This is a genomic window from Stenotrophomonas sp. YJH_SMC_64, from assembly GCF_059371375.1.
This window is the reverse complement of the sequence record NZ_JCAFUN010000006.1, coordinates 229,913-256,212: the sequence shown is the minus strand read 5'-3', so window position 1 is coordinate 256,212 and position 26,300 is coordinate 229,913. Positions and strand designations below refer to the sequence as shown.

Annotated in this window: 21 protein-coding genes; 5 read left to right on the top strand and 16 right to left on the bottom strand. The window is 67.8% G+C overall.

Features of this window, described 5'->3' with window-relative positions; all coding sequences use genetic code 11:
• Positions 1-234: 234 nt before the first annotated feature.
• The 3 genes from AC5P9L_RS08560 to gap all read right to left on the bottom strand — a co-directional run bounded on the left by AC5P9L_RS08560 (position 235) and on the right by gap (position 5,407).
• Entirely contained in the window at positions 235-1,611 is a 1,377-nt protein-coding gene (locus tag AC5P9L_RS08560; RefSeq protein WP_049461184.1) for a DUF3999 domain-containing protein, read from the bottom strand.
• Positions 1,608-4,277, bottom strand: coding sequence for a DUF2339 domain-containing protein (locus tag AC5P9L_RS08555; RefSeq protein ID WP_049461182.1), 2,670 nt, complete (start codon positions 4,275-4,277; stop codon positions 1,608-1,610). Before AC5P9L_RS08555 ends, AC5P9L_RS08560 begins: the two co-directional genes overlap by 4 nt.
• 125 nt (positions 4,278-4,402) lie before the next feature.
• Positions 4,403-5,407: a type I glyceraldehyde-3-phosphate dehydrogenase gene (gene gap, locus AC5P9L_RS08550; RefSeq protein ID WP_005414333.1), complete on the bottom strand. Its 1,005-nt coding sequence runs from the start codon at positions 5,405-5,407 to the stop codon at positions 4,403-4,405.
• A 191-nt stretch (positions 5,408-5,598) separates the two neighbouring features.
• On the opposite strand from gap, the gene AC5P9L_RS08545 reads away from it, so the two are divergent.
• The 3 genes from AC5P9L_RS08545 (at position 5,599) to AC5P9L_RS08535 (ending at position 8,090) form a co-directional block, all read left to right on the top strand.
• A complete protein-coding gene (locus AC5P9L_RS08545; protein ID WP_005410839.1) occupies positions 5,599-6,228 on the top strand; it encodes an OmpW/AlkL family protein in 630 nt (209 codons plus the stop codon).
• A 231-nt stretch (positions 6,229-6,459) separates the two neighbouring features.
• Complete coding sequence (locus AC5P9L_RS08540) at positions 6,460-7,278, top strand: S1/P1 nuclease (RefSeq protein ID WP_012481131.1); 819 nt, start codon at positions 6,460-6,462, stop codon at positions 7,276-7,278.
• 11 nt (positions 7,279-7,289) lie between these two features.
• Positions 7,290-8,090, top strand: coding sequence for an MBL fold metallo-hydrolase (locus AC5P9L_RS08535; RefSeq protein WP_114619130.1), 801 nt, complete (start codon positions 7,290-7,292; stop codon positions 8,088-8,090).
• 55 nt (positions 8,091-8,145) lie between these two features.
• Here the strand turns inward: AC5P9L_RS08535 and AC5P9L_RS08530 are convergent, their stop codons facing one another.
• The 3 genes from AC5P9L_RS08530 to AC5P9L_RS08520 are packed head-to-tail and all read right to left on the bottom strand — an operon-like array spanning position 8,146 to position 10,263.
• On the bottom strand, positions 8,146-8,709 hold the full coding sequence (locus tag AC5P9L_RS08530) for a hypothetical protein (protein WP_012481133.1): 564 nt from the start codon (positions 8,707-8,709) through the stop codon (positions 8,146-8,148).
• Positions 8,706-9,905, bottom strand: a complete 1,200-nt coding sequence (locus tag AC5P9L_RS08525; protein ID WP_100443403.1) for a M56 family metallopeptidase — start codon at positions 9,903-9,905, stop codon at positions 8,706-8,708. Before AC5P9L_RS08525 ends, AC5P9L_RS08530 begins: the two co-directional genes overlap by 4 nt.
• A complete protein-coding gene (locus tag AC5P9L_RS08520) occupies positions 9,898-10,263 on the bottom strand; it encodes a BlaI/MecI/CopY family transcriptional regulator (protein ID WP_012481135.1) in 366 nt (121 codons plus the stop codon). The genes AC5P9L_RS08525 and AC5P9L_RS08520 overlap by 8 nt, the downstream gene beginning before the upstream one ends.
• Before the next feature lie 118 nt (positions 10,264-10,381).
• Between AC5P9L_RS08520 and AC5P9L_RS08515 the strand changes: the two genes are divergently transcribed.
• Together AC5P9L_RS08515 and AC5P9L_RS08510 are read left to right on the top strand one after the other, a co-directional pair.
• Positions 10,382-10,939 (top strand): flavin reductase family protein, encoded by a 558-nt coding sequence (locus tag AC5P9L_RS08515; protein ID WP_100443404.1) that lies wholly within the window; start codon positions 10,382-10,384, stop codon positions 10,937-10,939.
• A 34-nt stretch (positions 10,940-10,973) separates the two neighbouring features.
• The gene (locus AC5P9L_RS08510; protein ID WP_100443405.1) at positions 10,974-12,926 is read left to right on the top strand and encodes an acetyl-CoA hydrolase/transferase C-terminal domain-containing protein; all 1,953 of its coding nucleotides are present in this window, start codon (positions 10,974-10,976) and stop codon (positions 12,924-12,926) included.
• A gap of 125 nt (positions 12,927-13,051) precedes the next feature.
• Here AC5P9L_RS08510 and tkt read toward each other — a convergent pair whose 3' ends face one another.
• The 10 genes from tkt to AC5P9L_RS08460 form a co-directional block, all read right to left on the bottom strand.
• Complete coding sequence (gene tkt, locus AC5P9L_RS08505; protein WP_005410847.1) at positions 13,052-15,049, bottom strand: transketolase; 1,998 nt, start codon at positions 15,047-15,049, stop codon at positions 13,052-13,054.
• A gap of 215 nt (positions 15,050-15,264) precedes the next feature.
• Positions 15,265-16,584 (bottom strand): dicarboxylate/amino acid:cation symporter, encoded by a 1,320-nt coding sequence (locus tag AC5P9L_RS08500; protein WP_005410848.1) that lies wholly within the window; start codon positions 16,582-16,584, stop codon positions 15,265-15,267.
• Between the two features lie 57 nt (positions 16,585-16,641).
• Positions 16,642-18,357, bottom strand: coding sequence for a BatD family protein (locus AC5P9L_RS08495; RefSeq protein ID WP_180874389.1), 1,716 nt, complete (start codon positions 18,355-18,357; stop codon positions 16,642-16,644).
• A complete protein-coding gene (locus AC5P9L_RS08490) occupies positions 18,354-20,198 on the bottom strand; it encodes a VWA domain-containing protein (protein WP_111197664.1) in 1,845 nt (614 codons plus the stop codon). Before AC5P9L_RS08490 ends, AC5P9L_RS08495 begins: the two co-directional genes overlap by 4 nt.
• Positions 20,195-21,199 (bottom strand): vWA domain-containing protein, encoded by a 1,005-nt coding sequence (locus AC5P9L_RS08485; RefSeq protein WP_111193301.1) that lies wholly within the window; start codon positions 21,197-21,199, stop codon positions 20,195-20,197. Before AC5P9L_RS08485 ends, AC5P9L_RS08490 begins: the two co-directional genes overlap by 4 nt.
• Positions 21,196-21,645, bottom strand: coding sequence for a DUF4381 family protein (locus AC5P9L_RS08480; protein ID WP_012481140.1), 450 nt, complete (start codon positions 21,643-21,645; stop codon positions 21,196-21,198). Before AC5P9L_RS08480 ends, AC5P9L_RS08485 begins: the two co-directional genes overlap by 4 nt.
• Positions 21,642-22,571 carry a DUF58 domain-containing protein gene (locus AC5P9L_RS08475; RefSeq protein WP_005414346.1) on the bottom strand — a complete coding sequence of 310 codons (930 nt, stop codon included), beginning with the start codon at positions 22,569-22,571 and terminating at the stop codon, positions 21,642-21,644. Before AC5P9L_RS08475 ends, AC5P9L_RS08480 begins: the two co-directional genes overlap by 4 nt.
• Positions 22,572-22,579: 8 nt before the next feature.
• The gene (locus AC5P9L_RS08470; RefSeq protein WP_279915984.1) at positions 22,580-23,605 is read right to left on the bottom strand and encodes an AAA family ATPase; all 1,026 of its coding nucleotides are present in this window, start codon (positions 23,603-23,605) and stop codon (positions 22,580-22,582) included.
• Between the two features lie 198 nt (positions 23,606-23,803).
• Positions 23,804-25,774: a type IV pilus secretin PilQ gene (locus AC5P9L_RS08465; RefSeq protein ID WP_099472648.1), complete on the bottom strand. Its 1,971-nt coding sequence runs from the start codon at positions 25,772-25,774 to the stop codon at positions 23,804-23,806.
• A gap of 21 nt (positions 25,775-25,795) precedes the next feature.
• Positions 25,796-26,299: a pilus assembly protein PilP gene (locus AC5P9L_RS08460; protein ID WP_044571441.1), complete on the bottom strand. Its 504-nt coding sequence runs from the start codon at positions 26,297-26,299 to the stop codon at positions 25,796-25,798.
• Position 26,300: the final 1 nt, after the last annotated feature.

Genomic DNA, 26,300 nt, shown 5'->3' with positions numbered 1-26,300 from the left:
GACGCTGAAAACGGGCTGGTCCCTGCCTAAGGCCAGCCAGGGCGCAAGACCAAAGGCTGCCGGCCAGCGGCCGGCACTACCGTGCCCGTCTCATGGAGGGGCCAAGTCCCTCCATCAACACAGTTGCTACAGGGACGTATTCACGGCGTCCCCCAGACAACCCACCCGCCCGGCCAAGCGCGGCTTTTGCTCGAAGAATGACCACCCACGAGGGGCTGCGCCGTTCGCCGGAACCTACGCCGAAGGCGCCGGCTTCTGCCGAAGCAGGCTGACCGCCAGGCCGCCAACAACCAACACACCCAGCCCCAGCAACGCCCACAGCAACCACGCCTTCCAATCGTGCTGCGGCTTCAGCGCCGCGTCACCGGCCAGCGGCTCCGGGCTGCCCTCCAGGCGCGCCAGCGTCGGCTGCCACGACGGATCATTGCGCTGCCGCAGTTCCTCGATCAACACACCAATCGGCGCTTCCATGCGGCGCGCGGTCGCGCTGCCCACTGCCAATGCATACGGCGCTGCCCCCTGGCTCAGGAATACCAGTACTTCCGGCTGGTAGCCCAAGCGCAAGGTCGGCGCGGTCGCAGTTTCCGCCGGATTCGCCACCAGCTTCCAGTAGCGGTCACGATGCACGCCCCCCAGCGGCTGGGCCGCTGATTGCTGGCGCTGGCCCTGCGCGCCCTGCTGCAGTTGGTACGCAATCCATGGCGCACTGCGGCGCTGCCATTCCGCACTCTCGTCATCGCGGCTGAACAACGTCCACTGCACCAGGCTGTTGTCGGTGCTGGTCACATCCGCGCGCGCTACCGGGAAACGGCCGTCGAGTTCGAACGTGTATTCACCCTTGCCCTTCGAGGTCGGTTCCAGCGACAGCCACTCCCACGGCAGCGTGGCCGGCGCCGGCGGCAGCTCGGCCAGCACGCTGCGCAGCGTCGGCAGGCGCGTATCGCCCTGCGCCAGCACGCGCAGATAGCGCGCCTCGCCGTCCACCTGCAGGCGGCGCTGCAGCAGGCGCTTGCCAGCACGCTGCAGGTCGACCAGCGGGATGTCACGCCCGATCGGACGCCAGTGCTGCAGGTCGTCGCTGGCATCCAGCTGCACCTGCGCCTGCAACGGCTGTCCGCTGTCAGCCCAGTCCAGCACCAGTGCCGCCAACGGTTGCTGGCCGAGCACGCTGGCATCGACCAGCCAACCACCCTGCCCGTTCGCTGCCGCACCGCCGCTCACGCGTGCTTCGACGCGACGGACACGGCCATCGGTATCGCGCTCGGTCAGCAACTGCAGATCATTGCGCTGTGCTTCGGCCAGCGGCGGCAGCGCGAACCACGGCAGCTCACGCTGCACCGGCGGCTGTGCCAGCGGCTGGTCGGGTGCCAGCAATGCCGATGGCAACGATTGGCCGGCGGCGTTGAACACCTGCAGGTCACCCAGGTCTGCGGCACCTGCACGGCGATAGATCGCCGGCTCCAGAACCACCCTGTACGCACCGGACTGTGCGCTGGACAGCGTCAGCGGCCACTGCTCGGCGTACTGCGTGCGGTAGTCGGCGGCCTGCACCGCAACGGCGGCCAGCATGCCGAACATCGCCGGCAGCAGCGCCCTGCTCCACTTCCTCATTGTTTTTCCTCCACGGACGGCGCCGCGCTGGGCGGTGCCGGTGCCAGATAACCCACGACCGTGCACAGCAGGCCGTAGGCGATGAACGATGCGATGCCCAGCAGGTTGCCCAGGTGCTGGCGATCGACGATGACCAGCTTGGCCAGCACCACGCCCATCAGCACGGCACCGACCATCCACAACACGCGCTGGCCACGGCGCGATCCCCACACCCAGGCAATCACGCCGAGCACGCTCCACAGCACGGTCAGGCTGGTCTGCGCCAGGCTGGAACGCATCATCGACGCACTCCACGACAGGCCGCCCCACTGATGCACGCCATGCAGCACCACGCTGGTCAGCGCGAAGAACGTTGCCAGTGACAGCAGCGGCATGCGGATTCCCAACAGGGTCTTCGGCGCCTGATCGCTGTACAGCCAGCGTGCAAGCAGCAACAGGCTCAGCCACTGTCCGAGCTCGGCCGGATTCAATACCGGCAGCCAGAGCAGCGGCGCAGCATCGCCCGGCAGCAGCTGTCCGAACAGCCAGCCGATCGACAACAGGCCGAACAGCACGCACTGCAGCGGCTGGCGCACGCGATCGAACGCTGCACCCAGCGGCCAGCGCAGCGCATTCCAACGCCACAGCGACAGCGCCGCCATCAGCAGCCACGGCACCGTCACCAGCAACGTGGTCCAGCCCTGTGCCAGCCCGGCCTCGCCACCGCCCCACAGGGCCAGCAGCGAAAGCAGAGACGGCCACAACAGCCACCACAGGAACTGCGCGATGCGCGCTACGCTGTCGCCCCCCTGGCGCAGGCAGAGCAGCGTGCGCACGCCCATCACCGCGAACACCGCCCAGGCCAGCGCACCGTAGCCGGCGAACGGCTGATGGTGCGCGTCGCTCTGCAACAGCGCCAGCGGGAAGCCCAGCGCCAGCATGGCCAGCGCGGTCACGCCCAGTGCGCGTGCCGGCTGACGGCGCTGCATTTCGGCGGCCAGCCAGGCAGTGACGGCGGCCAGCACCAGCAACGCGTCCACTTCGGTGCGGTACGGGAAGAAGCGGGTGATCTCATGCACCATGCCGCCCAGCCACCACAGCAGGCCCCACAGGTAGTAGACCAGGGCGATCTCGTGGCGTGACCTGCGCTGGTAGCTCCAGGCCGACGCGAAGCCGGCCAGGGCCAGCAGCAGCGCCCCGATGGCGGTCGGATTGATCAGGAAGCGCAGGTCCTCATGCCAGTGATCGCCCCCGGCCACGAAGGCGAACGCAGCGCCCATCTGCAGCAGCGCGCCGGACACCTGCGGCAGCCAGCGCTTCTGGCGCAGGCCCAACCAGGCCAGTCCGGCGCCTTCCAGCGCGAAGACCGCGCCGGTGGCCCGCGCCGACAAGGCCAGCGGCACCGCCAGCGTGGCAAAGCCCACCGCCAGCACCGCGTGCGACTGCGCCAGCACGGTGTACGACGCGCGCCTGATCAACGCCCACGCCAGCGCCGCGTAGATCGCGGCCAGGCCCAGTGCGCACAGCGCCAGCGTCATCGGCTGCTGGTACAGCATCCCCGCCTGCAACGAGAACGCGACCAACGGCGTACCGAACACCAGGCTGCCATCGACCAGGTCACGCTGCCCGGCGGGCTGCCGGCGTGCGTAGAGCAACGGGATCAGCAGGTAGAAGGCGAAGAACAGCAGCAGGAACGGCTCGGTGCTGCTGAACTTGTCAGGCGCGTACTGCAGCACGCCCCAGAACGTGCCGATACCGAAGGTGAAGGCGAAGCCCAGCAGGTTCAGCGCGCGCCACGGTCGGAACCAGGCAATGGCGAAGATGCCGGCGTTGAGCACGGCGTAGTAGCTGAACAACCCCACGTGGTTGCCGCTGCCGGTGGACAGCCACAGCGGTGCCATGAAGCCGGCGAGGATGCCCAGCACCGCCAGCGTGCGCGAGTTCTGCACCACCGCCAGCACGCACAGCGCGGCCACCAGTGCAATGGAGCTGACGAAGGCGAAGCCCGGCGGAATCAGCTCGAAACGCTTGAAGGCCGCGAAGATGGTCAACAGCAGCACGCCGATGGCACCGCCCTGCAAGGCCAGCGCAAACAGGCGCCGGCGCTCGCGCTGGTGCCAGCCGAACGCCAGCAGGCCCAGTGCACCGACGGTGACACCGGCCAGGCGCAGCTCGATCGGCAGCACCAGCCAGCCCTGGTCGCTGACGTACTTCAGCAGCGCAGCGACACCGGCCAGCAGCACCAGCATGCCGATCTTCACCGGCACGTTGCCCTCGGTGAACCAGCGCTTGACCGCGCCAATGCCGCGCTCGATGAAGTTCGGCAGCGCCGGTCCGGAAGGCAACGGTGGCTGCATCGGCGCGGGTGGCACCGGCGGTGGTGCGATCGGGCGCGGCGCCTCCGTTGCCGCAGGCACCGCTTCGCGCACCGGCGTTGGCTGAGGCGGGGGCGGAGGCGGAGGCGGTGCAGCAGCCGCCACCGGCCGCAGGAACGGTGGATCGGCACTGGCCACAGGGGGGGCCGCAGGCCGTTCAGGCGCGGGCATGGCGGCGACCGGCGCGGCAGCCATGGCGCTTTCCAGCGCGGCGACGCGGCGGCGCAGGCCGGCAATCATCACCAGCGCCACCACCAGCAGCAGCGGGATGGCCAGCAGGACCAGTACGACCAGGGCAATCAGTGCTTCCATTGCGTGCTTCCATAGCGTTCCCGCGCCCCAGCGGCAGCGGTCGACCGGCCCATGCTACGACAGGGCCGGCCCCATAAACGACGAACCCCGGCCAGGCCGGGGTCCGTGTGCGATCTTCGCCGGCCTTACTTGGCGGCGATGACCTTGGCCATTTCCAGGCACTTGTTCGAGTAGCCCCACTCGTTGTCGTACCAGGTGACCAGCTTGACGAAGGTGCCGTCCAGGGCGATGCCAGCGTCGGCGTCGAACACCGAAGTACAGGTTTCGCCGCGGAAATCGGTGGCCACCACCTTGTCTTCGGTGTAGCCCAGGATGCCCTTCAGCGGGCCTTCGCTCTGTGCCTTCACTTCCGCGCAGATCTCGGCGTAGGTGGCTTCCTTTTCCAGTTCGACGGTCAGGTCGACCACCGACACGTCCGAGGTCGGGACGCGGAAGCTCATGCCGGTCAGCTTCTTGTTCAGTTCCGGGATGACCACGCCGACGGCCTTGGCCGCACCGGTGGACGACGGGATGATGTTCTCCAGGATGCCACGGCCACCGCGCCAGTCCTTGTTGGACGGGCCATCGACGGTCTTCTGGGTGGCGGTTGCCGCATGCACGGTGGTCATCAGGCCGCGCTTGATGCCCCACTTGTCATTGATGACCTTGGCCAGCGGGGCCAGGCAGTTGGTGGTGCACGAGGCGTTGGAGATGATCGCCTGGCCGGCGTAGGTCTTGTCGTTCACGCCGTAGACGAACATCGGCGTGTCGTCCTTCGACGGCGCCGACATGATGACCTTCTTGGCGCCGGCATCGATGTGCTTCTGCGCGGTTTCCTTGGTCAGGAACAGGCCGGTGGCTTCCAGCACCACGTCGGCACCGACTTCATCCCACTTCAGGTTGGCCGGGTCGCGTTCCTGGGTCAGGCGGATCTTCTTGCCGTTGACCAGCAGGTCGTTGCCCTGCACTGCCACGTCGGCCTTGAAGCGGCCGTGCACGGAGTCGTACTTGAGCATGTACGCCAGGTAGTCCGGCTCCAGCAGATCGTTGATGGCCACGATTTCGATGTCGTCGCCGAAGTTCAGCACCGCCGAGCGCAGGACGTTACGCCCGATGCGACCGAAACCGTTGATACCAACCTTGATTGCCATTTCTCAAGCTCCTGCGGCCGCTACGGGTGCGGCGGGATGGATAGGGCCCACAAGTCTAGCAAACCGGGGCTGGCCACCGTGGGCCAGCGCCCGGGCCAGAGGGCCGGCGGACAGGATTTGATCCGGATCAAAGCGTTAGCACGGCGTGAGGCCGAGACTGTCGCCATCCACCCAGCAACGAGATCACCCCCATGCGCAAGACCTCCCCCCTGATCCTGGCCGGCCTGGCTGCCGCCCTGTCCCTCGCCGCCGCCCCGGCCATGGCCCAGTCAAAGGGCGACTGGACCGTCTCGGCCGGCGTCCACCAGGTGGCGCCGAAGTCGAACAACGGCTGGCTGGCCGGCCACACGCTGAAGGTCGACGTCGACAACGACGTCAAGCCGACCATCACCGGCGAGTACTTCATTGCCGACAACCTGGGCATCGAAGTGCTGGCCGCGCTGCCGTTCAAGCACGACATCAACATCAATGGCCTCGGCCGCGTCGGCAGCACCAAGCAGTTGCCGCCGGTGGTGACCCTGCAGTACCACTTCAACAGCAAGGGCAAGGTCTCGCCGTTCGTCGGCGCGGGCGTGAACTACACGACCTTCTTCAGCGAAGACACCACCGGTGCGCTGGCCGGCAGCAAGCTGAAGCTGCAGGATTCGTGGGGTCTGGCCGCGCATGCGGGCATCGACTTCGCGATCGGCGAGAAGGGCGCCCTGCGTGTGGACATGCGCTGGATCGACATCGACAGCAAGGTGAAGTTGAACGGCGAGAAGATCGGTACGGTCAACATCGATCCGCTGGTCTACGGCGCTTCGTACGTCTTCAAGTTCTAAAGCGGTGTGTTGGGCGCGGGGGCTTCGCCCCCGCTCCCCCGCCATACGCAAAACCCTCGCAGCATGTTGCCCCGGTGATTGCCGGGGCTTTTTTGTGCCTGGGACTGAAGCGGTTCCGGAGCTGGGGCGAGGCGGGGAGCAGAGCCGGGACACGCCGCGCCTCCGCTGCGCTCCCGCTTCGGAACAGGAACGCGCCGCTCTTCAATCCACCTACCCCGCTAGAATGTGCACATGAAAGCCCTGCATTCCCTGTTCCTCGCCGCCGCCCTGGCGCCGGCCCTGCTGTCCGCTTCCGCCCCGGCCCATGCCTGGGGCGCACAAGGCCACCGCCTTGTCGCCGAAGTCGCCGACGCCCGCCTCAACCCCACCGCCCGCGCCGAAGTGGATCGCCTGCTGGCCACCGAACCGGACGCCACGCTGGCCAGCATCGCCCCCTGGGCCGACCAGTTGCGCGCCAAGGACCCGGGCCTGGGTCGTCGTTCGGCCGGCTGGCACTACGTCAACATCGCCGAAGACAATTGCCATTACGAAGCACCGAAGCACTGCAGGAACGGCAACTGCATCGTCGAGGCCCTGAAGGCACAGAGCACCATCCTCGGCGACCGCAGCCTGACCGATGGCGAGCGCCTGCAGGCGCTGAAGTTCGTCGTGCACCTGGTCGGCGACATCCATCAGCCGATGCACGCCGGTTACGCGCACGACAAGGGCGGCAACGATTTCCAGCTGCAGTTCGGCAACCGCGGTACCAACCTGCACTCGCTGTGGGACAGCGGCATGCTCAACACCCGCAAGCTGGACGACGCGGGCTACCTGCCGCTGCTGCAGAGCCAGCGCGCGCCGAAGCTGGCGCGCCAGTCCAACCCGCAGCGCGACCCGCAGACGTGGGCCGAGGCCAGCTGCCGCATTTCCATGCAAGCTGGCGTTTATCCGGCCACGCGTAAAATCGGTGATGAATACACCGAGCGCTACCGGCCGCTGGCCGAAGCGCAGCTGCGACTGGCCGGCGAGAACCTGGCGCAGTTGCTGAACCGCGTGCTCGGCACGCGCTGAGGAGCGTTCCAATGTCAGTCCAGGTGCAGTCGTTCTTCCACCGTGACAGCAATACCTTCAGCTACCTGGCCAGCGACCCGGCCAGCGGCGAGGCGGCGCTGATCGACCCGGTCCTGGACTACGACCCGGACACCGACGCCAGCAGCGAGTCACCGCTGCGCGACGTGCTGCAGGCCATCGAACAGCAGGGCCTGCAGCTGCGTTGGCTGCTGGAAACCCACGCCCACGCCGACCATGTGTCGGCGGGGCGCCGCCTGAAGCAGCGCTTCCCGCAGGCCACGCTCGCCATCGGCGAAGGCATCCGTGCGGTGCAGGCGACGTTTGCACCACGCTATGGCCTGCAGCTTCCTGCCGCAGATGAAATCTTCGATCACCTGTTCAGCGACGGCGAAACCTTCGCTCTGGGCGAACTGCGCTGCCAGGTGATCGCCGTGCCCGGCCACACCAGCGACAGCATCGCCTACCTGATCGGCGACGCACTGTTCACCGGCGACTCGCTGTTCATGCCCGACGGCGGCACCGCCCGCTGCGATTTCCCGGGCGGCGATGCCGCACAGCTGTACCGTTCGATACAGCGCCTGTTGGCCCTGCCCGATGCGACCCGCGTATTCGTCTGCCACGACTACGGTCCGGGCGGCCGTGATTTCGCCAACGAAACCACCATCGGCGAACAACGCGCGCACAACATCCACGTGCATGACGGCGTAGCCGAGGCGGAGTTCGTCAGCGTGCGACAGGCACGCGATGCCACGCTGGAAGAACCGAAACTGATGCAGCCCGCAGTGAAGGCCAACATCCAGGGCGGGGCCTGATCGACGCCGTTGTACTGGCCGGGCATGGCCCGGCGCTACCCGGCATCACGCGCGATCATTTTCCCTGCGTGCGGACCGTCTGCTGGCCCTTCACGACCTCGAAAGTGAAGGCGTACTGCAGGGTGACGGCCACCGGTTCGACCCGCTCGGCACTGCGGCAGTCGCCGCGATCAGCCGGCACTTTGCCTGCAGCGAAGTGACAGACTGCGGCGGACGAGTACTTCCACATGGCAACCGCCTCCTGCGCTGCCTGCAGCAAGGGCGCATTCTCCGGTGCCTCACCCGCACTGCATTCGCTGCGGTCGGTCAGCGGGATGCTGCGCTCAACGCTGCCCTGCGCATCCACCACCACCTGCAGGCAGACCGTAGTCGGCGGCAGCGAGGTGCGTGGATCACGCTCGCCCACTACCGGGTCCGGTGCCGTATGCAGTTGTGGCATGCGGTAGCCTTCGCTGGCGGCCAGTGCGTAGGGCTGGATCTGGCCGGTCCCTCCCCCCGCATCGGGTCGCAGGCGCTGGTGACCGACATTCTCGCTGCGGGTATCGGCGGTGGTCAGGCGATCCTGGGTTGCACATCCCGCCAGCAGCACGGCCATCATCAGCAGCGGCGCTCGCTTCACTTCGTGTCCTCGGTGTCATCCATGGCGTAGGTAATCGGGACGCGCACGGCACCGGCCACCGGCTTGCCGTTCTTCACTGCGGGCCGATAGGTCCAGCTGCGCGCCGCAGCAATCGAGACAGCATCGAACACCCCCGGATTGGTGGCGCTGAGCACCTGGACGTCGGTGGGACGGCCTTGGGCATCCACTTCCACGCGCAGGTTCACCACGCCCACCTGGCGCTGCTCGACCGCAGATTTCGGATAGGACGGCGGCGGCATCTTGTCGACCTGGATCTCCCGATCCATGACGGACCCTGCCGGGCCTCCCGCGCCTCCGCCCTGGCTGGCCCACGCCACCGCTCCCATTCCCAGGCACAACCCGACCACCAGTACCTGTCCCGACACCCACGGCAATGCCTTCCGCTTGGACTGCCTCAACATGGCGATGCGCTCCTTCAACACGGGTTGGCTGCGCCAATGGCAGACCGCGGGCGCAACCGGGTGGACCAGCTGCGCCTTCAGCAGCGTGCTGGCGTAGAGGCCGCGCAGCGCAGGCTGCGGGCCGATGGTGCGGGCATCGCAGGCCAGTTCCTGGTCGCGCAGGAAGCGGCGTGCGGCCCATGGCAGCAACGGGTGGAACCAGAACAGCGCGCGCACCAGCAGCAGCGCGCCGTTGGCCCAGTGGTCGCCATTGCGACGGTGGCTGCGCTCGTGCTGCAGGATCAGGTGCTGTTCCTGTGCACTGAAGTGCTGGTCGAAGTCAGGGCCGACCACGATGCGCGGCCGCCACAGGCCAACCAGCGCTGGCAGGCCCGGGTCGGCGCTGGCCTGCCAGCTGCCATCGGTGCGCGGCGTCAGTGGACCCATGCGCCGTTCGAATCGACGCTGCGCGCGCAGGTCGCGCAGCAGGCAGAGGCCCGTGCCCACGGCCCAGAATGCCAGCAACAACCCGGCCCATGGCAAGGACTGGCCGGCCGCGCCATCAATGGCACCGGGCAGCACTTTCAGCGGCAGCGTGGGTACCTGCTGCAACAACGCAACCTGCGGCAACGGCAGCATCAGTGCCAGCAGCAGCATCGGCAGCAGCCACCAGCTGCGGTATGCCAGACCAGCGCCCCCCAATCGCACCAACAGCGGCCGCATCACCGCCAGCAGGACCGCGCCCACCGCCAGCCATACGCTGGCCTGCAACAGTCCGTCGAGCAGCTCAGTCATGGTCCAGCTCCTGGATCAGTTTCTTCAGTTCGGCGATGTCCTGCGCACTCAACTGGCCGCGTTCGCTGAAGTGCGCGACCAACGGCGCAACGCGCCCTTCAAAGACACGGCCGATGAAGTCCTGGCTCTGCGCCTCCACCCACGCCTGGCGCTGCAGCAGCGGCCGGTACAGGTAGCGCCGGCCATCACGCTCGGCGGCGATCGCGCCCTTGGTCAGCAGACGATTGAGCAGGGTCTTGATGGTCGGTTCGGCCCAGTCGCGGTGGGCCAGTGCGGCGACCACTTCATCGGCGCTACGCGGTGCCTGCTGCCACAGCACCTCCATCACAACGGCTTCGGCTTCGCTGATCGGAGTCATTGTTTACGTCCGTAATCGATGAACCGATTACGCGCGTAATCGAATCGCCTGTCAAGCCCCTCGACTCCAGGTTCATCCTGGCTGCGCCAGCATCGATGCCTCCCGCTCCAGGCCCCGGATGAAAGCGCTGCCCAAGAAGGATTTCCCGGTCGAGCAGGCCCGCCGCTTCCTCGAACCCGGGCCGATCGTGCTGGTCAGCACCGCCTGGCGAGGCCAGCGCAACCTGATGACGCTGGGCTGGCACATGGTGATGGGCTTCTCGCCCTCGCTGGTCGCCACCTGCCTGTGGGACGCGAACCACAGCCACGCGCTGGCCCTTGGCAGCGGCGAGTGCGTGATCAATGTGCCCGGCGTGGAGCTGCTCGACACCGTGGTGGACATCGGCAACTGCAGCGGCCGCGAGGTCGACAAATTCGCCCGTTTCGAGCTCGATGCGCTGCCCGCGCGCGAGGTCGGCGCGCCGCTGGTCGGCCAATGTCATTCGTGCTTCGAATGCCGACTCTACGACGACAGCCAGGTGCAATCGAGCAACCTGTTCATCTGGGAAATCGTGCGCGCCCACGTCGCGCCCCGGCCGAAACTGCCGCGCACGGTGCATTACCGCGGCGATGGCCAGTTCATGGTGTCCGGCGCCGAAGTCTCGCGTCGACGGCGGTTCAAGCCCGACATGCTGTAATGCCAGCACTCCCCCACACGCAGGACCGCCGCGCATGACCGAACACCTCACCGACCTGGACGCCGCCGTCGACTGGTTGTTTGCGCGCGTGGACGGGCCGCTGCGGATCGGGGCACCGCTGGCACTGGGCAAGCCGCATCGGCTGCTCAATGCCCTTTATGCACGCGTCGAGCACGATCCATCGCGGCCGCTGCAGCTGTATACCGCGCTGTCGCTGAACCCGCCGAAGGCGCGCGGCAACGGCCTGGAAGCGCGCTTCATGGCGCCGTTCGCGCAGCGCCATTTCGGCGACGATTTCCCGCGCCTGGCCTATGCCGATGCGATCGCGCGCGATGCACTGCCGGCACATGTGCAGGTGGAAGAGTTCTACATGCAGTCCGGCGCCCTGCTCGGTTCGCGCCAGGCGCAATCCAGCTATACCAGCCTGAACTACACCCACGCCGCCGATGCGGTCGCGCAGCGCGCGCCGCAGGTGATCGTGCAGAAGGTGGCGATGCGGCCGAACGATCGCCGGCTTTCGCTGTCGTGCAACAACGACATCACCCAGGACACGCTGGATGCGATGACCGCGCGCGGGCTGCCGCGACCGTTGCTGATCGCCGAGATCGATCCGCAGCTGCCTTACATGGGCGGCTCTGCCACGGTCGATGTGTCGTTCTTCGATCTGGTGATCACCCCGCCGCCGCCGTACCCGGCGCTGTTCGGGCTGCCGCGGCAGCCGGTGGGCGATGCCGACTACGCCATCGGCCTGTACGCCAGCACGCTGGTGCGCGACGGCGGCACCCTGCAGATCGGCATCGGCACGCTGGCCGACGCGCTCAGCCATGCGCTGGTACTGCGCCACACCGACAACGCGCGCTACCGCCGCGTGCTGCATGCGTTGGATCCACAGCTGGCCAGTCACCCGCTCGTGCAGGAGATCGGCGGACTGGATCCGTTCGAGGTGGGCCTGTACGGCTGCAGCGAGATGCTCAACGAAGGCTTCCGCCGGCTGGTGCAGACCGGGGTGATCAAGCGCAAGGTGCACGACGACCTGGCGCTGATGCAGCGCATCGAGAACGGCAGCACGCTGTCCATCGACCACGCCACCCTGGCCGCCGAGGGCGAGTACCTGCACGGCGCGTTCTACCTGGGCTCGCCGGAGTTCTACGAGTGGCTGCGCACGCTGCCGGAAGACGAATGCCGTGCGATCGGCATGCGCCGCATCAGCGAAATCAACCAGCTGTATGGCGGCAACGAGACGCTGGAGCGCCTGCAACGCCGCCATGCGCGCTTCTTCAACTCCTGCATGATGGCCACTGCACTGGGCGCGGCCGTGTCGGATGCGCTGGACGACGGACGTGTGGTGTCCGGCGTGGGTGGCCAGTACAACTTCGTGGCGATGGCACATGCCCTGCCGGAAGCGCGCAGCGTCTTGATGTTCCGCGCGGCGCGCGATGACAAGGGCCAGCGCGAATCCAACGTGCGCTGGAACTACGGGCACACCACCATCCCGCGCCACCTGCGCGACATCTACCTCAACGAATACGGCATCGCCGATCTGCGCGGCCTGACCGACGAGGACTGCGTGCATGCGATGACGGCGATCACCGAAGCCCCGTTCCAGAGCGGCCTGCTGCAGCAGGCACAGGCCTCGCGCAAGCTGCTGGCAGCCACGCAACCGGATCCGGAGCGCCAGCAGCGCAACACGCCACAGGCGCTGGCGGCGGCGCTGGCACCGTTCCGCGCCGACGGCAGCCTGCCGGACTATCCGCTGGGCAGCGACTTCAACGAGATCGAGCAGGTGCTGGTGAAGGCGCTGGGCTGGCTGAAGGCCAACACGCAGACCCGCGGCGACAAGCTGCGCACGGTCTGGGCGGCTCTGCGGCAACCGGCCGGCGACGGCGATGCGGTGTACCTGCAGCGCATGGGTCTACAGGCCCCGAAGGACTTCGCCGAGCGCCTGGACGCGCGACTGCTGCGGCTGGCGCTGGCGCGTACCGCCTGAGAAAAGGGGACGGAGGGGATTAAGTCGCATGTGCACAAACGACTTAATCCCCTCCGTCCCCTTTTTCCTGCGGCAAAGAAAAGGCCGGCGTGCGCCGGCCTTTTCTCATTACGTCGCGAAGCTGCTTACAGCGACTTGGCCGCTTCCACCACGTGGGCAGTGGTGATGCCGAAGTGCTTGTACAGCTGGTCGGCCGGGGCCGAGGCACCGAAGGTGTCGATACCAATCACGGCACCGTCCAGGCCGACGAACTGGCGCCAGAAACCGGTGACGCCGGCTTCCACCGCCACGCGCTTGCGCACGGCGTTCGGCAGCACCGATTCACGGTAGGCCGCATCCTGGCGCAGGAACACGTCGGTGGACGGCATCGAGACCACGCGGGTCTTGAGGCCGGCCGCGTCCAGCTGGGCCTTGGCTTCGGTGGCCAGCGAGACTTCCGAACCGGTGGCGATCAGGATCACGTCCGGGGTACCAGCAGCATCGGCCAGCACGTAGCCACCGCGCTCGATCTGGGCGATCTGCTCGGCGTTGCGCGGCTGGTGCGGCAGGTTCTGGCGGCTGAACACCAGGCAGCTCGGGCCGTCCTGGCGGGTGATCGCAGCCTTCCAGCTCACCGCCGACTCGACCGCATCGCACGGACGCCACACGTCGTTGTTCGGGATGTAGCGCAGCGAGGCCAGGTGCTCCACCGGCTGGTGGGTCGGACCATCTTCGCCCAGGCCGATCGAGTCGTGGGTGTAGACGTGGATGGCGTGGGCCGGGATCAGCGCGCTCATGCGCACGCCGTTGCGGGCGTAGTCGCTGAACACCAGGAAGGTGGCGTCGAACGGAATGAAGCCACCGTGCAGGGCCAGGCCGTTGGCAATGGCGGTCATGCCGAACTCGCGCACGCCGTAGTACACGTAGTTGGCGTTGGCGTCGTCGCTGGCGACCGACTTGCTGCCCTTCCACAGGGTCAGGTTGGAGTGCGCCAGGTCGGCCGAGCCGCCGACGATTTCCGGCAGCAGCGGGGCGTAGGCTTCGATGGCCAGCTGCGACGCCTTGCGCGAGGCGATCGTCGGGCCTTCGGCGGCCACCTGGGCGATGTAGGCATCGGCCTTGGCAACGAAGTCGGCCGGCAGTTCGCCATGCGAGCGGCGGGTCAGTTCGGCCGCTTCAGCCGGGTACTGGCTGGCGTACTTGTCGAACAGCTGTTCCCATTCGGCCTGGCGCAGCGTGCCGGCGCCGTTGGCGCGCCAGCCGTCGTAGATCGCCTGCGGGATCTCGAACGGACCGTATTCCCAGCCCAGCTGCTTGCGGGTGGCTTCCAGTTCGTCCTTGCCCAGCGGTGCGCCGTGGCTGGATTCCTTGCCCGCCTTGTTCGGCGAACCAAAGCCAATGGTGGTGCGGCAGCAGATCAGGGTCGGCTTGTCGCTCTGCGACAGCGCGGCCTCGATGCCGGCCTTGATGCTCTCCGGGTCATGGCCATCGACATCGCGCACCACGTTCCAGCCATAAGCCTCGAAACGCTCCGGGGTGTTGTCGGTGAACCAGCCTTCGACGTTGCCGTCGATGGAGATGTGGTTGTTGTCCCAGAAGCAGACCAGCTTGTGCAGGCCCCAGGTACCGGCCAGCGAAGCGGCTTCATGCGACACACCTTCCATCAGGCAGCCATCGCCCATGAACACCCAGGTGCGGTGGTCGACCACTTCCAGCTCCGGGCGGTTGAAGCGCTGTGCCAGCAGCTTCTCGGCCAGGGCGAAGCCCACGGCATTGGCGAAACCCTGGCCCAGCGGGCCGGTGGTGGTTTCCACGCCCGGGGTCTCGTGGCGTTCCGGGTGACCGGCGGTGTGGCTACCCAGCTGGCGGAACAGCTTCAGCTGCTCGATCGGCAGGTCGTAACCGCTCAGGTGCAGCAGCGCGTACTGCAGCATCGAACCGTGGCCGTTGGACAGCACGAAACGGTCGCGGTTGAACCAGTGCGGGTTGCTCGGGTTATGGCGGAGGTAGTCGTTCCAGAGGACTTCGGCGATGTCGGCCATGCCCATGGGCATGCCGGGATGGCCGGACTTTGCGGTTTCAACCGCATCGGCGGCAAGGAAGCGGATGGCGTTGGCCAACTGGCGACGGGTAGGCTGCGTCATGGTTCTGTCGGAATCGGGAGGCGGCCGCGGACGTGCGGGCGGCCTATTGTCCCATAGTCGCCGGGCGGGGGGTCGGTTCAGCTTGCCCGGTCGTGCCGGCCGCTGGCCGGCAACGTCGTCATCTCCCCCGGATTCCGCATGTGAAGCGGGGTCGGAGCCCTTTCCTTGCGGAAAGGAATCCGACCCCGATCAGGTCGCCAGCAGTGGCGTTGGACTCAGTCCTGCTGCGGGCCCAGCGCCGGGCCGTCGTGCGATTCGCCCTTGGCCACCAGGGTGGTCAGGGCCAGGTCGCCGGTCACGTTCAGCGCCGTACGGCACATGTCCAGGAAGTGGTTCACGCCCAGGATCAGGCCAATGCCCAGCGGGTTCACGCCCACCATCGCACAGATCATCGCCACCACCGGCAGCGAGCCCGACGGCACGCCGGCCGTGCCGATGCCACCGAGGATGCAGACCGCCATCACCATGATCTGCTGGCCGATGCTCAGGTCCACGCCGAAGAACTGGGCCAGGAAGATCACCGTCACGCCCTCGAACAGCGCGGTGCCGTTCTGGTTGGCGGTGGCGCCCACGGTCAGCACGAAGCGCGACACGCGCTGCGGCAGGCCCATCTGGTCGGCCACGCGCAGCGCGGTCGGCAGGGTGGCGTTGCTGGAGGCGGTGGAGAACGCCATCACCGTCGCTTCCTGGGTATCGCGGAAGAACGACAGCGGCGAACGGCCGGACAGCCACACGGCGGTACCGTAGGTCACGATCATGTGCAGGCCGAGTGCCAGCACCACCACGCCCACGTAGGCACCGAGGCGGATGATCAGCTCGAAGCCGAACAGCGCGGCCAGGTTGAACATGAAGCAGGCCACCGCATACGGGGCCAGGCGGATGACCAGGTTGATCAGGGTCATCGAGATTTCGAACACGCCCTCGATTGCGCGGCGCAGCGGGGCCACCTTCTCGTTGTCGGTCAGCACCATGCCGATGCCGAACATCAGCGCGAAGAACATCAGCGACAGGATCGCACCGTTGTCGGACGCGGCCTGCAGCACGTTGCTCGGCACGATCGACAGCAGCATGTCCATGCCCTTCGGCGTGCCATGGATGCCAGCAACGATTTCCTTGCTGCGCTCGGCGTTCTCCGAGAGCATCATCGCGGCGACCTGCGGATCGACGCCGGCACCCGGCTTGAGCAGGTTGACCAGCACCAGGCCGATGCCCACGGCAATGCCGGACAGCAGCACGGTATACGCCAGGGTCTTCCAGCCGATGCGGCCAAGGGCACGGATGTCGCCCATCTCCGACACGCCCATGATCAGCGCCGAGAAGATCAGCGGCACGATCAGCATGAAGATCAGGTTGAGGAACAGGCCCGACGCCGGGGTGGTGATGTAGTCCATTACCCACTTGGCACCGGCCTGCAGACCATCGACGCTGCCGCCCAGGGCGTGCACGATCAGTCCCAGGATCAGGCCGATCGCAAAGCCGATGCCCATCTTCCAATGCAGGGGCAACTTCTTCTTGTCGGCAGCAGCTGCTGTCATGCGCGGATTTCCTCGAAAAATGAATGCACTCTAACAAAGCGCGCAAGCGGCGCCGGTTCAGGTTCGCCGCGTTGGATACAGCGGCGCCAGGCCAGTGTCAGCGGCGCCGGTAGCCGCCGACCAGTGCGGTCCGTCACGGAAGACCTCGCGCAGACGCGCGCGCAGCGATGCCAGGTCGCCCTGCCCGCCCCAGCGTGCCTGCTGCAGGTCCTGCAGCACCTGGCGCTGGCCAGGGTCATCCAACCGCGCGATGACCTGCTCGATGCGCTCAACCCCGGCCATCGCGCACAGCTGCGCTTCCACCTGATCGAAGCCTTCGCCATCCAGCGTGCGGCGCAGTTCGGTCAGGCCGGCACGTCCGCGCGCCACAGTCGGCACAGAGGGCTTGCCGGCTGCAGGCGTCGCCGCATGCGGTCGGCGGCCTCGCTGCCAGCCCCACAACAGGGTCAGCAGCCACAGCAGCGCCAGTCCGATGGCCGCGCCCATCCACGGCCACGGGCGTTCGGCCAGGCCGCTGGCGCGCGGATCGGTCGCGGCGATGCGGCTGTCCTGGCCATCGCCACCCGGCAGCGCAGCATCGGTGTCGATCGGCGGCAGCGGCGCAGGTGAAGCACTGCCACCGCCACTGCCGGCTGCGACAGCCAGTGTCAGGTCCGGCAGCTTCGCTTCCTGCGCCTTGCCTGCGCGCACATCCCACCACGGCAGGCGCGGCCCCGGCACCACCAGCGAGCCTGGCTGGCGCGGCACGATCGAATAGCGGCGGGTGATCTTCAGCCGCGGCGTGCTGCCATTGAACGATTCTTCGTACTGCGCAGGTTCGGCGAATACCTGCGCATGGGTGCCCAGATCCGGCACCGGCAGGTCGGTGAACTGTGCACGGGTTGCCCCTTCGGCAATCGCCTCGACCACCACAGTGGCGGCCTCACCGGTACGGGCGCTGGTCGGCGCACTGGTGTAGCGCAGCTGGAGGCTCTGCAGCGGAAGCCATGGCTGCGGCGCCTGTGCCGGTTGCGCCTGTACCTGCAGCGTGCGATCGGCGCCGGTGGCATTCATGCGGCCGTCGCCGCCGCCGAAGAAGTCGTCGAAGAAGCCACCGGCACTGCGCCCACTGAAACGCGCACCGGCCAGCCGAAGTGCACCGCTGCGCTCGGGGATCAGCAGGAAGCGGCGCTCGACCACGTTGTAGCGGCGGCCGTTGACCTGCCGCACATCGGTGCGGTCATCGCCTACCCGCTGCAGCGACGCACCCGCCGGGGTATCCAGCACCAGTTCGCCAGAGGCCAGCTGAGAGGCGAAGAACAGCCTCACCACCACGCCTACACTCTGCTGCACATACGGCGTTTCGTCATCGACAACGGTTTCGATGAATGCCACCGCATTGCTGTCGGGGCCGGCCACGGCAGCGGCATCCACCTGCAGGGTCAGCGGCGCGGTACGGACGCTGCCCACCTGCAGGCCCGGCACCACCAGTGCACCACTACGCCGTGGCGTCAGCGCCACGCCATACAGGTTGCGCTGCTGCATGCTGCCGTTGCTCCACTCCACCTGGCGGCTGCTGGTCTGCCCGCTGAGGTCGAAGTCGGTACGCAACGGTGTGAAGTCAGGGGCACCCTGGTCGCTCTCGACATTGAGCGTGACCGTGTCGCCCATCGCGATGCGGTCGCGGTCCAGCCACGCGCGCGGCTGCGCCCAGGCCAGCAGCGGCAGCCACAGCAGCAGCGCCGCCAGTACCTGTCGGGGCCAGTGCCCGTGCATGTTGATCGCCCGCGTCATCGCCCTTCCCTCTTCCTGCGTTCATTTTCCAGCTGGAACTTGGCCCGCAGCAATGCGCCCGGATCATCCGGCACGCGCCGCATCCACGCCTCCACCGCCTGTTGCTCTTCGCGTTGGCGCGGAGTAGTGCCGTCACTGCCTGGCACGGGTTTGCCATCCTGTCCGCCCTTGCCCTCACGTGCCTGCTGCATCGCCTGCTGCATGCGCTGGCGCTGCTGCTCATCAGCCTGGGCCTGCGCCTTGGCATCCTCCACCTGTGGTGGCGCCTGCTGTCCATCTCGGCCACGCTCGCCGGGCTGAGGCGCCGACTGCGCGTCGTCGTCACCCGCCTTGGGCTGCCCCTGCTGGCCCTGCTGAGATGGTGGCTGACCCTGTCCTGGATCCTTCTGGCCCTGCTGCGGTTGCTGGCCCTGCGGGTTCCGCTGGCCCTGTGAATTGTTCTGCTGCTTCTGCTGCCCGTTCTGCTGCGGTTTCTGCTGGTCCTGGCCCTGCCCCCCCGACTGCTTGCGCTTGCGTGCGGCATCAACCACGGCACGGTTGGCGACCGCATCGGCCATGCCGGGATGCAGCGCCAGCGCGCGGTCGTAGGCGGCGATGGCTTCGTCGTAGCTGCCCTGGCGCGCCAGCGTGTTGGCCAGGTTGTACCAGCCCGCATCACTGTCGATGCCCTCGAACTGCTTGCGCGCAGTGGCGAAGTCGCCCGCGCGATAGGCCTGCACGCCGTCGGCCAGGCGCTGGTGCTGCAACTGGTCGGCGCGCTTCCACAGCGTGCCCTGCGATGGCGGCGAAGCGGGCGCTGGAGCTGCCTGCGCCTGCACATCCCCCATCCATGGCAGCAGGCCCACCGCCAGTACTGCGGCCAGCAGCGCGCGGCGTCTGAAGGCGAGCAGCGCCAGCAGCATCACCGGTGGCAGCAGCCAGAATCCTTCATCGCGCCATTGCCTGCCCTCGCCGGGCCGCTGCGCCGCAGTACCTTCGCGTGCATCAAGCACACCCAGTGCGCGCAGGTCACTGCCATCGGCGGTGATGCGCGCATAGCGACCGCCACCTGCCGTGGCCACCGCACGCAGGCGACCTTCGTCCAGCGCAGCCTGACGGATCTGTCCGCTGTCGTCACGATACGCCGCACCCGCCGGTGTACCGAGCCCCAGCACCGACACCTGCAGGCCGAGACCACGTGCCTGCGCGGCCGCCAATGCAGCTTCACCATCGGCTTGATCGGTGACCAGCAGGATCTGTCCCTGCGGTGCAGCGATCTGCCGCATCAGCCGCGTGGCCCAGTCGATGCCACGGTCGGCACGCTGGCCATCACGCGGCATCACATCCGGCGACAAGGCATCCAGATACAGCGCGACGTTGCTGCCGTCATCGGTCAGCGGCGCGACGGTGTAGGCATCTTCGGCGTACACCACCAGCCCCACCTGCCCACCCTTGCGTGCGCGCAGGAGCTCGCCGACCTTGGCCCTTGCCTGCAGCAGGCGCGACGGTGGCAGGTCGGTGGCAGTGATGCGGCTGGACAGATCCAGCACGATCAGCAGCGGTGCGCTGGGCTGGAACATCGGCTGTGCCTGCTGCCGCCAGCTCGGCCCCGCCATCGCCAGTGCTGCCAGCGTCCAACCCAGCAGCACTGCCAATGGCAGCCGCACGCGACGGCGAGCACCGGCGGCCAGCAGATGCGGCAACAGGTGCGCATCCACCGCCTGCCGCCACGCATCGCTGCGCCGCTGCCGGTACAGCGCCACGGCGAGAATCACCGGCAAGGCCAGCAAGGCCCACAGCCATTCCGGGCGCAGGAAGTGCAGTGCATTCCAGTCGGGAAGATGGGATGCCAACGCGATCATCGACGGCGCTCCGGCCACACCCATGCCAATGCCCCCAGCAGCAAGGCCAGGGCCAATGGCCACGCATAGCGCTCCTCGCGCGGGCGCAGGCTCGGCCCCTTCGCAGCGATCGGCTCCAGACGATCCAGTTCGGCGTAGATGCCGGCCAGCTGCGCGGTATCGCGTGCGCGGAAGAACTGGCCACCGGTCAGGCTGGCAATCTTCTTCAACGTGGCCTCGTCGACCGGGTCCTGGTCAGCGGAAATCGGAATACCGAGGAAGCGCATGCTGCCATCGCCACCGAACGCGACGGTGTGGATGCGCACCCCTTCGGCCTGCGCGACTTCGGCCGCACGCAGCGGTTCCAGCACGCCGGCATTGCTGACGCCGTCGGTCAGCAGGATCAGTACACGTTGCCCTTCCGGCTGGCTGCGCAGGCGCTTCACCGCCAGGCCGATGGCATCACCGATGGCCGTCTCGCGCCCGGCCAGGCCGACCACGCTGTCGCGCAGCTGGTCGCGCACACTGGCCAGGTCCGCAGTGAGTGGCGTGAGCGTATAAGCGCGGTCCCCGAAGATCAGCAGGCCGATGCGATCGCCGGCACGACGATCCAGGAAATCGGCCAGCACGGCCTTGGCTGCGGTGAGGCGATCCACCGCCTGCCCCCCCAGCACCATGTCGCCCTCGCCCATGCTGCCGGACACGTCCATCGCCAGCATCATCTGCCGGCCCTGCTGCGGTGGCGTGATCGCTTCGCCCAGCTGTTGCGGGCGAGCCAGTGCGACACACAGCGCGCACCAGCCCAGCCACAACAGCAGCGTACGCAGCCACGACCCATCGACGCGGCCGCCACCGGCCAGCGCTTCCAGTTCCGTCGCCGCATAGGGCACGCGCAGCGCAGCGCCGGGATCGGCACGACGCTTCCACCAGCGCATCAGCAACGGCAACGGCAGCGCCAGCAGGGCCAGCGGCCACGCCAGCTGCAGGTCGGGCCATGGCCAGTAACTTGCCAGCAGGTTCATCGGCGGCGCTCCAGCAGCATCGCCAGGTAGCGCTCGCGCGCCCAGCTACGCACGGCCGCCACTTCGCTGGCGTCCACGCGGGGACGATAGGCACCTTCGGCCAGGAGGCTGCGGCGCGCATCCGGCAACGTGCCCTTCGGATCCACGCGCTGCCACCAGGCATCGTCACGCAGGGATTCACTGCCGGGCTGTGCCTGTCGCGCGGCGCGACGCAGCAGGCCGGCGATCGCCGCCAGTTCCGCGGTGGCATCGGCGGTGGTGGCCAGCTCCTGGTCGAACGCCTGCAACCAGCGTTGGCGACGACGGCGGCGCTGCCACCACAGCAGGGCCAGCGCCAGGATCACCAGCAACACCGCGCCACCGACCATCAGATAGCCGGGGGCCGGCGGCCACCACGACGGTGCCGGCGGCAACTGCACATCGCGCAGCGGAAGGTTGGCGCTCATGCCGGCACCTCGGTTACCGGTGGTGCCAACCAGGCGTCGCTGGGCGCATCGGTGGACAACACCTGCACGTCAACGCGGCGTGCGCCGAGCTGGCGGCGCAGCGCCTGCAGTGGTTCGACGAAGTGCGCCTGCCAGTGCGCCTGCACCTCGCTGCGACGCAGGTCGAGGCCAATGCGCTGCTGCGCGGTCTGGAACTGCAGGGCCGCCGAGGGCGGTTGCAGTTCGAGGGGATCGACCAGCAGCACCAGGCTGAGGTCATGGTGCTGGGCCAGCGCGCTCCAGCGCACGACGGGAATCCGCGCGGCCTGCTGCGGATCGGCCAGCACCAGCATGCGCGCCCCGGGGCGCAGCACGCGGGCGGCATGGTCCAGCGCGCGTTCCAGGCCGAGATCGTCGGCGGGTGGCTGTGTGTACCAGCGGGTGAGTGCGTCGAGCACACGCAGTACACCACGCGGCCCACCCGCAGGTGCAATCGGCGCTTCGCGGTCACTGCCGCGCAGGGCACCCACGCGGTCACCGCGACGCTGCGCCGACCACGCGGCGACGGCGCCCGCGCGTGCCGCCTGCACCGACTTGAATCGCACGCGGGTGCCGAAATACAGCGCCGGCGACGTATCGGCCACGATCAGGCTGACCCGCTCGCGTTCGGCCTGGAAAAGCTTGGTATGGGCACGGCCGGTCCGCGCGGTCACGCGCCAGTCGATATGCCGTGCATCATCACCGGCCACGTACTCGCGTGACTCGGCGTACTCCATGCCACGCCCACGCAGCGGCGACGGCGCCTGCCCGGCGTTGCCGGCACGGCCACGGCGTGGCGGCGGCGGCCGCTGTGCCAGCCGGCGCAGGGCTACCAGTTCGGACAGGTGCGGGCGCAGTCCGTCGCCATCACTGACGGTGGATGCGGCTTCCAGGGATGGATCGGTCATGCGCGGGCTCAGGGTGCCGGCACCCGGGCCAGCAGCTCCTGCACCAGGCGTTCGCCATCCCAGCCTTCGGCGGTGGCTTCGTAGCTGGGCAGCACGCGATGGCGCAGCACGTCGGCGGCAACCGCACGCACATCGTCGGGGGTGACGAAGTCACGGCCGGCCAACCAGGCGCGTGCACGGGCGCAGCGTTCCAACGCAATGGAACCACGCGGGCTTGCGCCCCAGGCGATGCGGCGCCCGAGGCCGGCGTCATAGCGCGACGGATCACGCGAGGCCAGCACAAGTTCGACCAGGTAGCGCTCCAGCGCCGGCGCCATGTGCAGGTCCAGCACTTCGCGGCGGGCATCGAACACATCCTGCATCGGCAGCTTCTCCGGTGCGGGTGCCGCCTCGCCCAGGGCGCCACGGGCACGCTCGCGGGCGAGCCGCAGGATCTCCGATTCGGCGGCCTGGTCCGGATAGCCGATGCGTACGTGCATCAGGAAACGGTCCAGCTGCGCTTCCGGCAGCGGGAAGGTACCTTCCTGCTCGATCGGGTTCTGCGTGGCCATCACCAGGAACAGCGGCGGCAACGCATAGGTGTGGCGGCCAACCGTGACCTGGCGCTCGCCCATGGCCTCCAGCAGCGCCGACTGCACCTTGGCCGGCGCACGGTTGATCTCGTCGGCCAGCAGGATCGGGTGGAAGATCGGGCCAGGTACGAATTCGAAGCGCCCTTCCTGCGGGCGCCAGATCTCGGTGCCGGTCAGGTCGGCCGGCAGCAGGTCGGGGGTGAACTGCACGCGGGCGAAATCCGCCTCCAGGCGCGAGGCCAGTGCGCGGACGGCCGTGGTCTTGGCCAGTCCCGGGGCGCCCTCCACCAGCAGGTGCCCGTCGGCCAGCAATGCGATCAACAGGCGTTCGACCAAAGCCGCCTGGCCGACGATTTCGGCCGACAGCGCGTCGCGCAACTGGTTGAAGGCGCCATGCAGGCGGGAGGCGGCCGGCGCGGGCGGCGGCGAGACGGTTTCGGGCATCGGCGGTGGCAGGTTCATGGGGGCCTTTGACCGGCGCGGGACGGCACGGGTTCCCCACATCATCGCAGGGTGCCCTGCGATTGGCATCAAGAACGGCTGAACGGGCCTCTCCTCCACGCATGGCGTGGATCTACCGGATCATCCGCGGACTACGTCCGGCATGAACGAAGAAGGGCCGCACATGGCGGCCCTTGTTCGTGTCGCGGGTTCGCTGGCTCAGTTCTGCCTGGCCACGCGCAGCACCTTCGGGGTGACGAACACCAGCAGCTCGGCCTTGTCCTTGCTGCGGCCACGCTTCTTGAACAGGTTGCCCAGGAACGGTACATCGCCCAGGAACGGAACCTTGCTGATGCTGTTGCGGTCGGTGAACTCGTACACACCACCGATGACCACGGTCTGCCCGTCCTCGACCAGCACTGCGGTGTTCACTTCGCGGCGGTTGATCGACGGCACGGTGCCATAGCCTTCCAGCTGGATCAGCCGGTCCACTTCGTCCTTCTTCACCTGCATGTTGAGGAACACGCGGTTGTCGTTGGTGATGGTCGGGGTGACCTTCAGTTCCAGCACCACTTCCTTGAACTGCACGTTCGGCGTAGCGACACCGCCCGCACCGGCGCTGATGGTCACATAGCCGATTTCCTTACCCTGCTTGATCAGGGCCTCGCGCTGGTTGGTGGTGACCACGCGCGGGTTGGAGATCACTTCACCACGCGACTCCTCCTGCATGGCCGACAGCTCGACGTCCAGCAGGTAGCCGGCATTGAGGATCGACAGCGCAAGCGAGCCTGCCGGGTTGGTGGACGCCGCCGGCATGGCCCAGTTCAGGCCACGGGTGATTGCCGAGCCGACCGGCACCGGCGCCGGGCCCGTACTGCCACCGGCCAGCCAGTCGCGGTAGGCCTTGGCGTTGGTCGCATTGGCTTCGACCTGCGACTTGCGGGTTGCCTCGTTGGCTTCCAGATTGCCGCTGAAGTAGGCGTTGTCGCGGCTGCCACTGATGCCGAACCGCGCACCCAGCTCACGCGCGAACGTATCGGTGGCGATGACGATGCGGCTTTCGATCAGCACCTGGTCGACCGGGCGGTCGATCACGTTGATCAGCTCACGCATGCGCGCGATCTTCTTCGGAATGTCGCTGATCATCAGCGTGTTGGTGCGCTCGTCGGCAACGATGCGGCCACGGCCGGACAGGAAGCCACTTTCTTCCTGGGATGAGCCACCACCGCCGCCACCGCCTGCACCACCACCGCCACCACCGCCGATGCCCTTGGCTTCGGTCAGGGCTTTGAAGATCTGGGTGGCGCTGTGGTAGTTGATCTGGACGTAATCGGTCACCAGGTCTTCGCGGTTCTCGATGGCGATGCGCGCGTCTTCCTTCTCCTGCTCGAACTTGGCCAGCTCGGCCTGCGGGCCGACCCAGATCACGCTGCCATCGCGTCGCTTGTCCAGGCCCTTGGCACGCAGCACGATGTCCAGTGCCTGGTCCCACGGCACGTTGACCAGGCGCAGGGTCACATTGCCCTGCACCGAGTCGGAGGCCACCACGTTGAGGTTGGACTCTTCGGCGATCAACTGCAGCACGGTGCGCACTGGCACGTCCTGGAAATTGAAGGTCACCGGCTTGCCGGTGAAGCCACGCTGGCCGACGGCCTTTGCGGCCTGGGTGACGCTGCCGGCGGTCACCGCACCGACGGCGGCCGGAGCCTGCCGCGCGCTGATCTCCACCACGTATTCGTTGCCGCTCTGGTAGGCCAGTGACTCCACCGCACCGCCGGTGCTCAGCACCAGCTGGGTGCCGGCGCCGGACGGCTTGGCGTCGATGCGCTGCACCGGCGTGGCGAAGTCGACGACGTTCAACGGCTTCTGCAGGTTGGCCGGCAGGCGGGCATTGCCCACGTCGACCACCACGCTGTTGCCCTGCGTGCGCAGGTCCGGGATCGCGCCCTGGCCGTCAAACTGCACGATCAGGCGGCCCGCGCCATCATCGCCGCGCTTGAAATCGATCTTGGCCACCGACAGGCCGGCCGGTGCCGCGGCCGGTGCGACGGTGGTGCCCACCGGCTTCTCCGCCGGTGCGGCGGCCAGCGCCGGAGCGCAGGCCAGCATCAGCGCGACTCCCAACGCGCTGACACGGTTCAAGGTAGAGCGCCGGTTGGGACGCAGCCCCTTGGCTTGGTGAAAGGTCATCGTGCTATCCCCAGTAAACGATCATTGATCTTCAAGCGAGAGCGTTGCCGGCCGTTCCAGCCAGCCACCCGCGCCATCCGGCACCAGTTCGATCAGCTCCACACGGTCTTCGAAGACCGCAGTGACCCGCCCGTCGCTCTGCCCCAGGTAACCGCCCGGGCGCACCCGGTAGGTCACCTTGTCCGGTCCCATCACCAGTGCGACGGTGCCGCCGCCGGTGCCGATGGTACCGACCATGTCCAGTGCGTCCAGCGGGAAGCCCTCCAGGGGCTCCTTGCGCCGGTTCGGATCCGGCCGCAATCCGCCATTCCCCTGCGGATTGGTCCAGGCATCGGTGAACGGATCACGCAGGCCCTGCGCGGAGTATTCGAAGGTCTCGAACTGCTGCATCACAGGCAACGGTTCCAGCGGCTGCGCCGGCCGGGCACGTTCGCCTTCCACCCACTTCTCGAGATTCGGCGCATCGCCCGGCGTGCTGGTCACGCCACGGCCGCAGGCGGCCAGCAGCAACACGGCAGCGGCCATC

Coding starts and splice junctions, on each gene's coding strand:
- AC5P9L_RS08500 (WP_005410848.1), bottom strand. CDS start 16,584: ATGACAGCAGCTGCTGCCGACAAGAAGAAGTTGCCCCTGCATTGGAAG.
- AC5P9L_RS08470 (WP_279915984.1), bottom strand. CDS start 23,605: ATGAACCTGCCACCGCCGATGCCCGAAACCGTCTCGCCGCCGCCCGCG.
- AC5P9L_RS08540 (WP_012481131.1), top strand. CDS start 6,460: ATGAAAGCCCTGCATTCCCTGTTCCTCGCCGCCGCCCTGGCGCCGGCC.
- AC5P9L_RS08515 (WP_100443404.1), top strand. CDS start 10,382: ATGAAAGCGCTGCCCAAGAAGGATTTCCCGGTCGAGCAGGCCCGCCGC.
- gap (WP_005414333.1), bottom strand. CDS start 5,407: ATGGCAATCAAGGTTGGTATCAACGGTTTCGGTCGCATCGGGCGTAAC.
- AC5P9L_RS08485 (WP_111193301.1), bottom strand. CDS start 21,199: ATGAACCTGCTGGCAAGTTACTGGCCATGGCCCGACCTGCAGCTGGCG.
- AC5P9L_RS08555 (WP_049461182.1), bottom strand. CDS start 4,277: ATGGAAGCACTGATTGCCCTGGTCGTACTGGTCCTGCTGGCCATCCCG.
- AC5P9L_RS08495 (WP_180874389.1), bottom strand. CDS start 18,357: ATGACGCGGGCGATCAACATGCACGGGCACTGGCCCCGACAGGTACTG.
- AC5P9L_RS08465 (WP_099472648.1), bottom strand. CDS start 25,774: ATGACCTTTCACCAAGCCAAGGGGCTGCGTCCCAACCGGCGCTCTACC.
- AC5P9L_RS08510 (WP_100443405.1), top strand. CDS start 10,974: ATGACCGAACACCTCACCGACCTGGACGCCGCCGTCGACTGGTTGTTT.
- AC5P9L_RS08480 (WP_012481140.1), bottom strand. CDS start 21,645: ATGAGCGCCAACCTTCCGCTGCGCGATGTGCAGTTGCCGCCGGCACCG.
- AC5P9L_RS08535 (WP_114619130.1), top strand. CDS start 7,290: ATGTCAGTCCAGGTGCAGTCGTTCTTCCACCGTGACAGCAATACCTTC.
- AC5P9L_RS08490 (WP_111197664.1), bottom strand. CDS start 20,198: ATGATCGCGTTGGCATCCCATCTTCCCGACTGGAATGCACTGCACTTC.
- AC5P9L_RS08520 (WP_012481135.1), bottom strand. CDS start 10,263: ATGACTCCGATCAGCGAAGCCGAAGCCGTTGTGATGGAGGTGCTGTGG.
- AC5P9L_RS08525 (WP_100443403.1), bottom strand. CDS start 9,905: ATGACTGAGCTGCTCGACGGACTGTTGCAGGCCAGCGTATGGCTGGCG.
- AC5P9L_RS08475 (WP_005414346.1), bottom strand. CDS start 22,571: ATGACCGATCCATCCCTGGAAGCCGCATCCACCGTCAGTGATGGCGAC.
- AC5P9L_RS08560 (WP_049461184.1), bottom strand. CDS start 1,611: ATGAGGAAGTGGAGCAGGGCGCTGCTGCCGGCGATGTTCGGCATGCTG.
- tkt (WP_005410847.1), bottom strand. CDS start 15,049: ATGACGCAGCCTACCCGTCGCCAGTTGGCCAACGCCATCCGCTTCCTT.
- AC5P9L_RS08545 (WP_005410839.1), top strand. CDS start 5,599: ATGCGCAAGACCTCCCCCCTGATCCTGGCCGGCCTGGCTGCCGCCCTG.
- AC5P9L_RS08460 (WP_044571441.1), bottom strand. CDS start 26,299: ATGGCCGCTGCCGTGTTGCTGCTGGCCGCCTGCGGCCGTGGCGTGACC.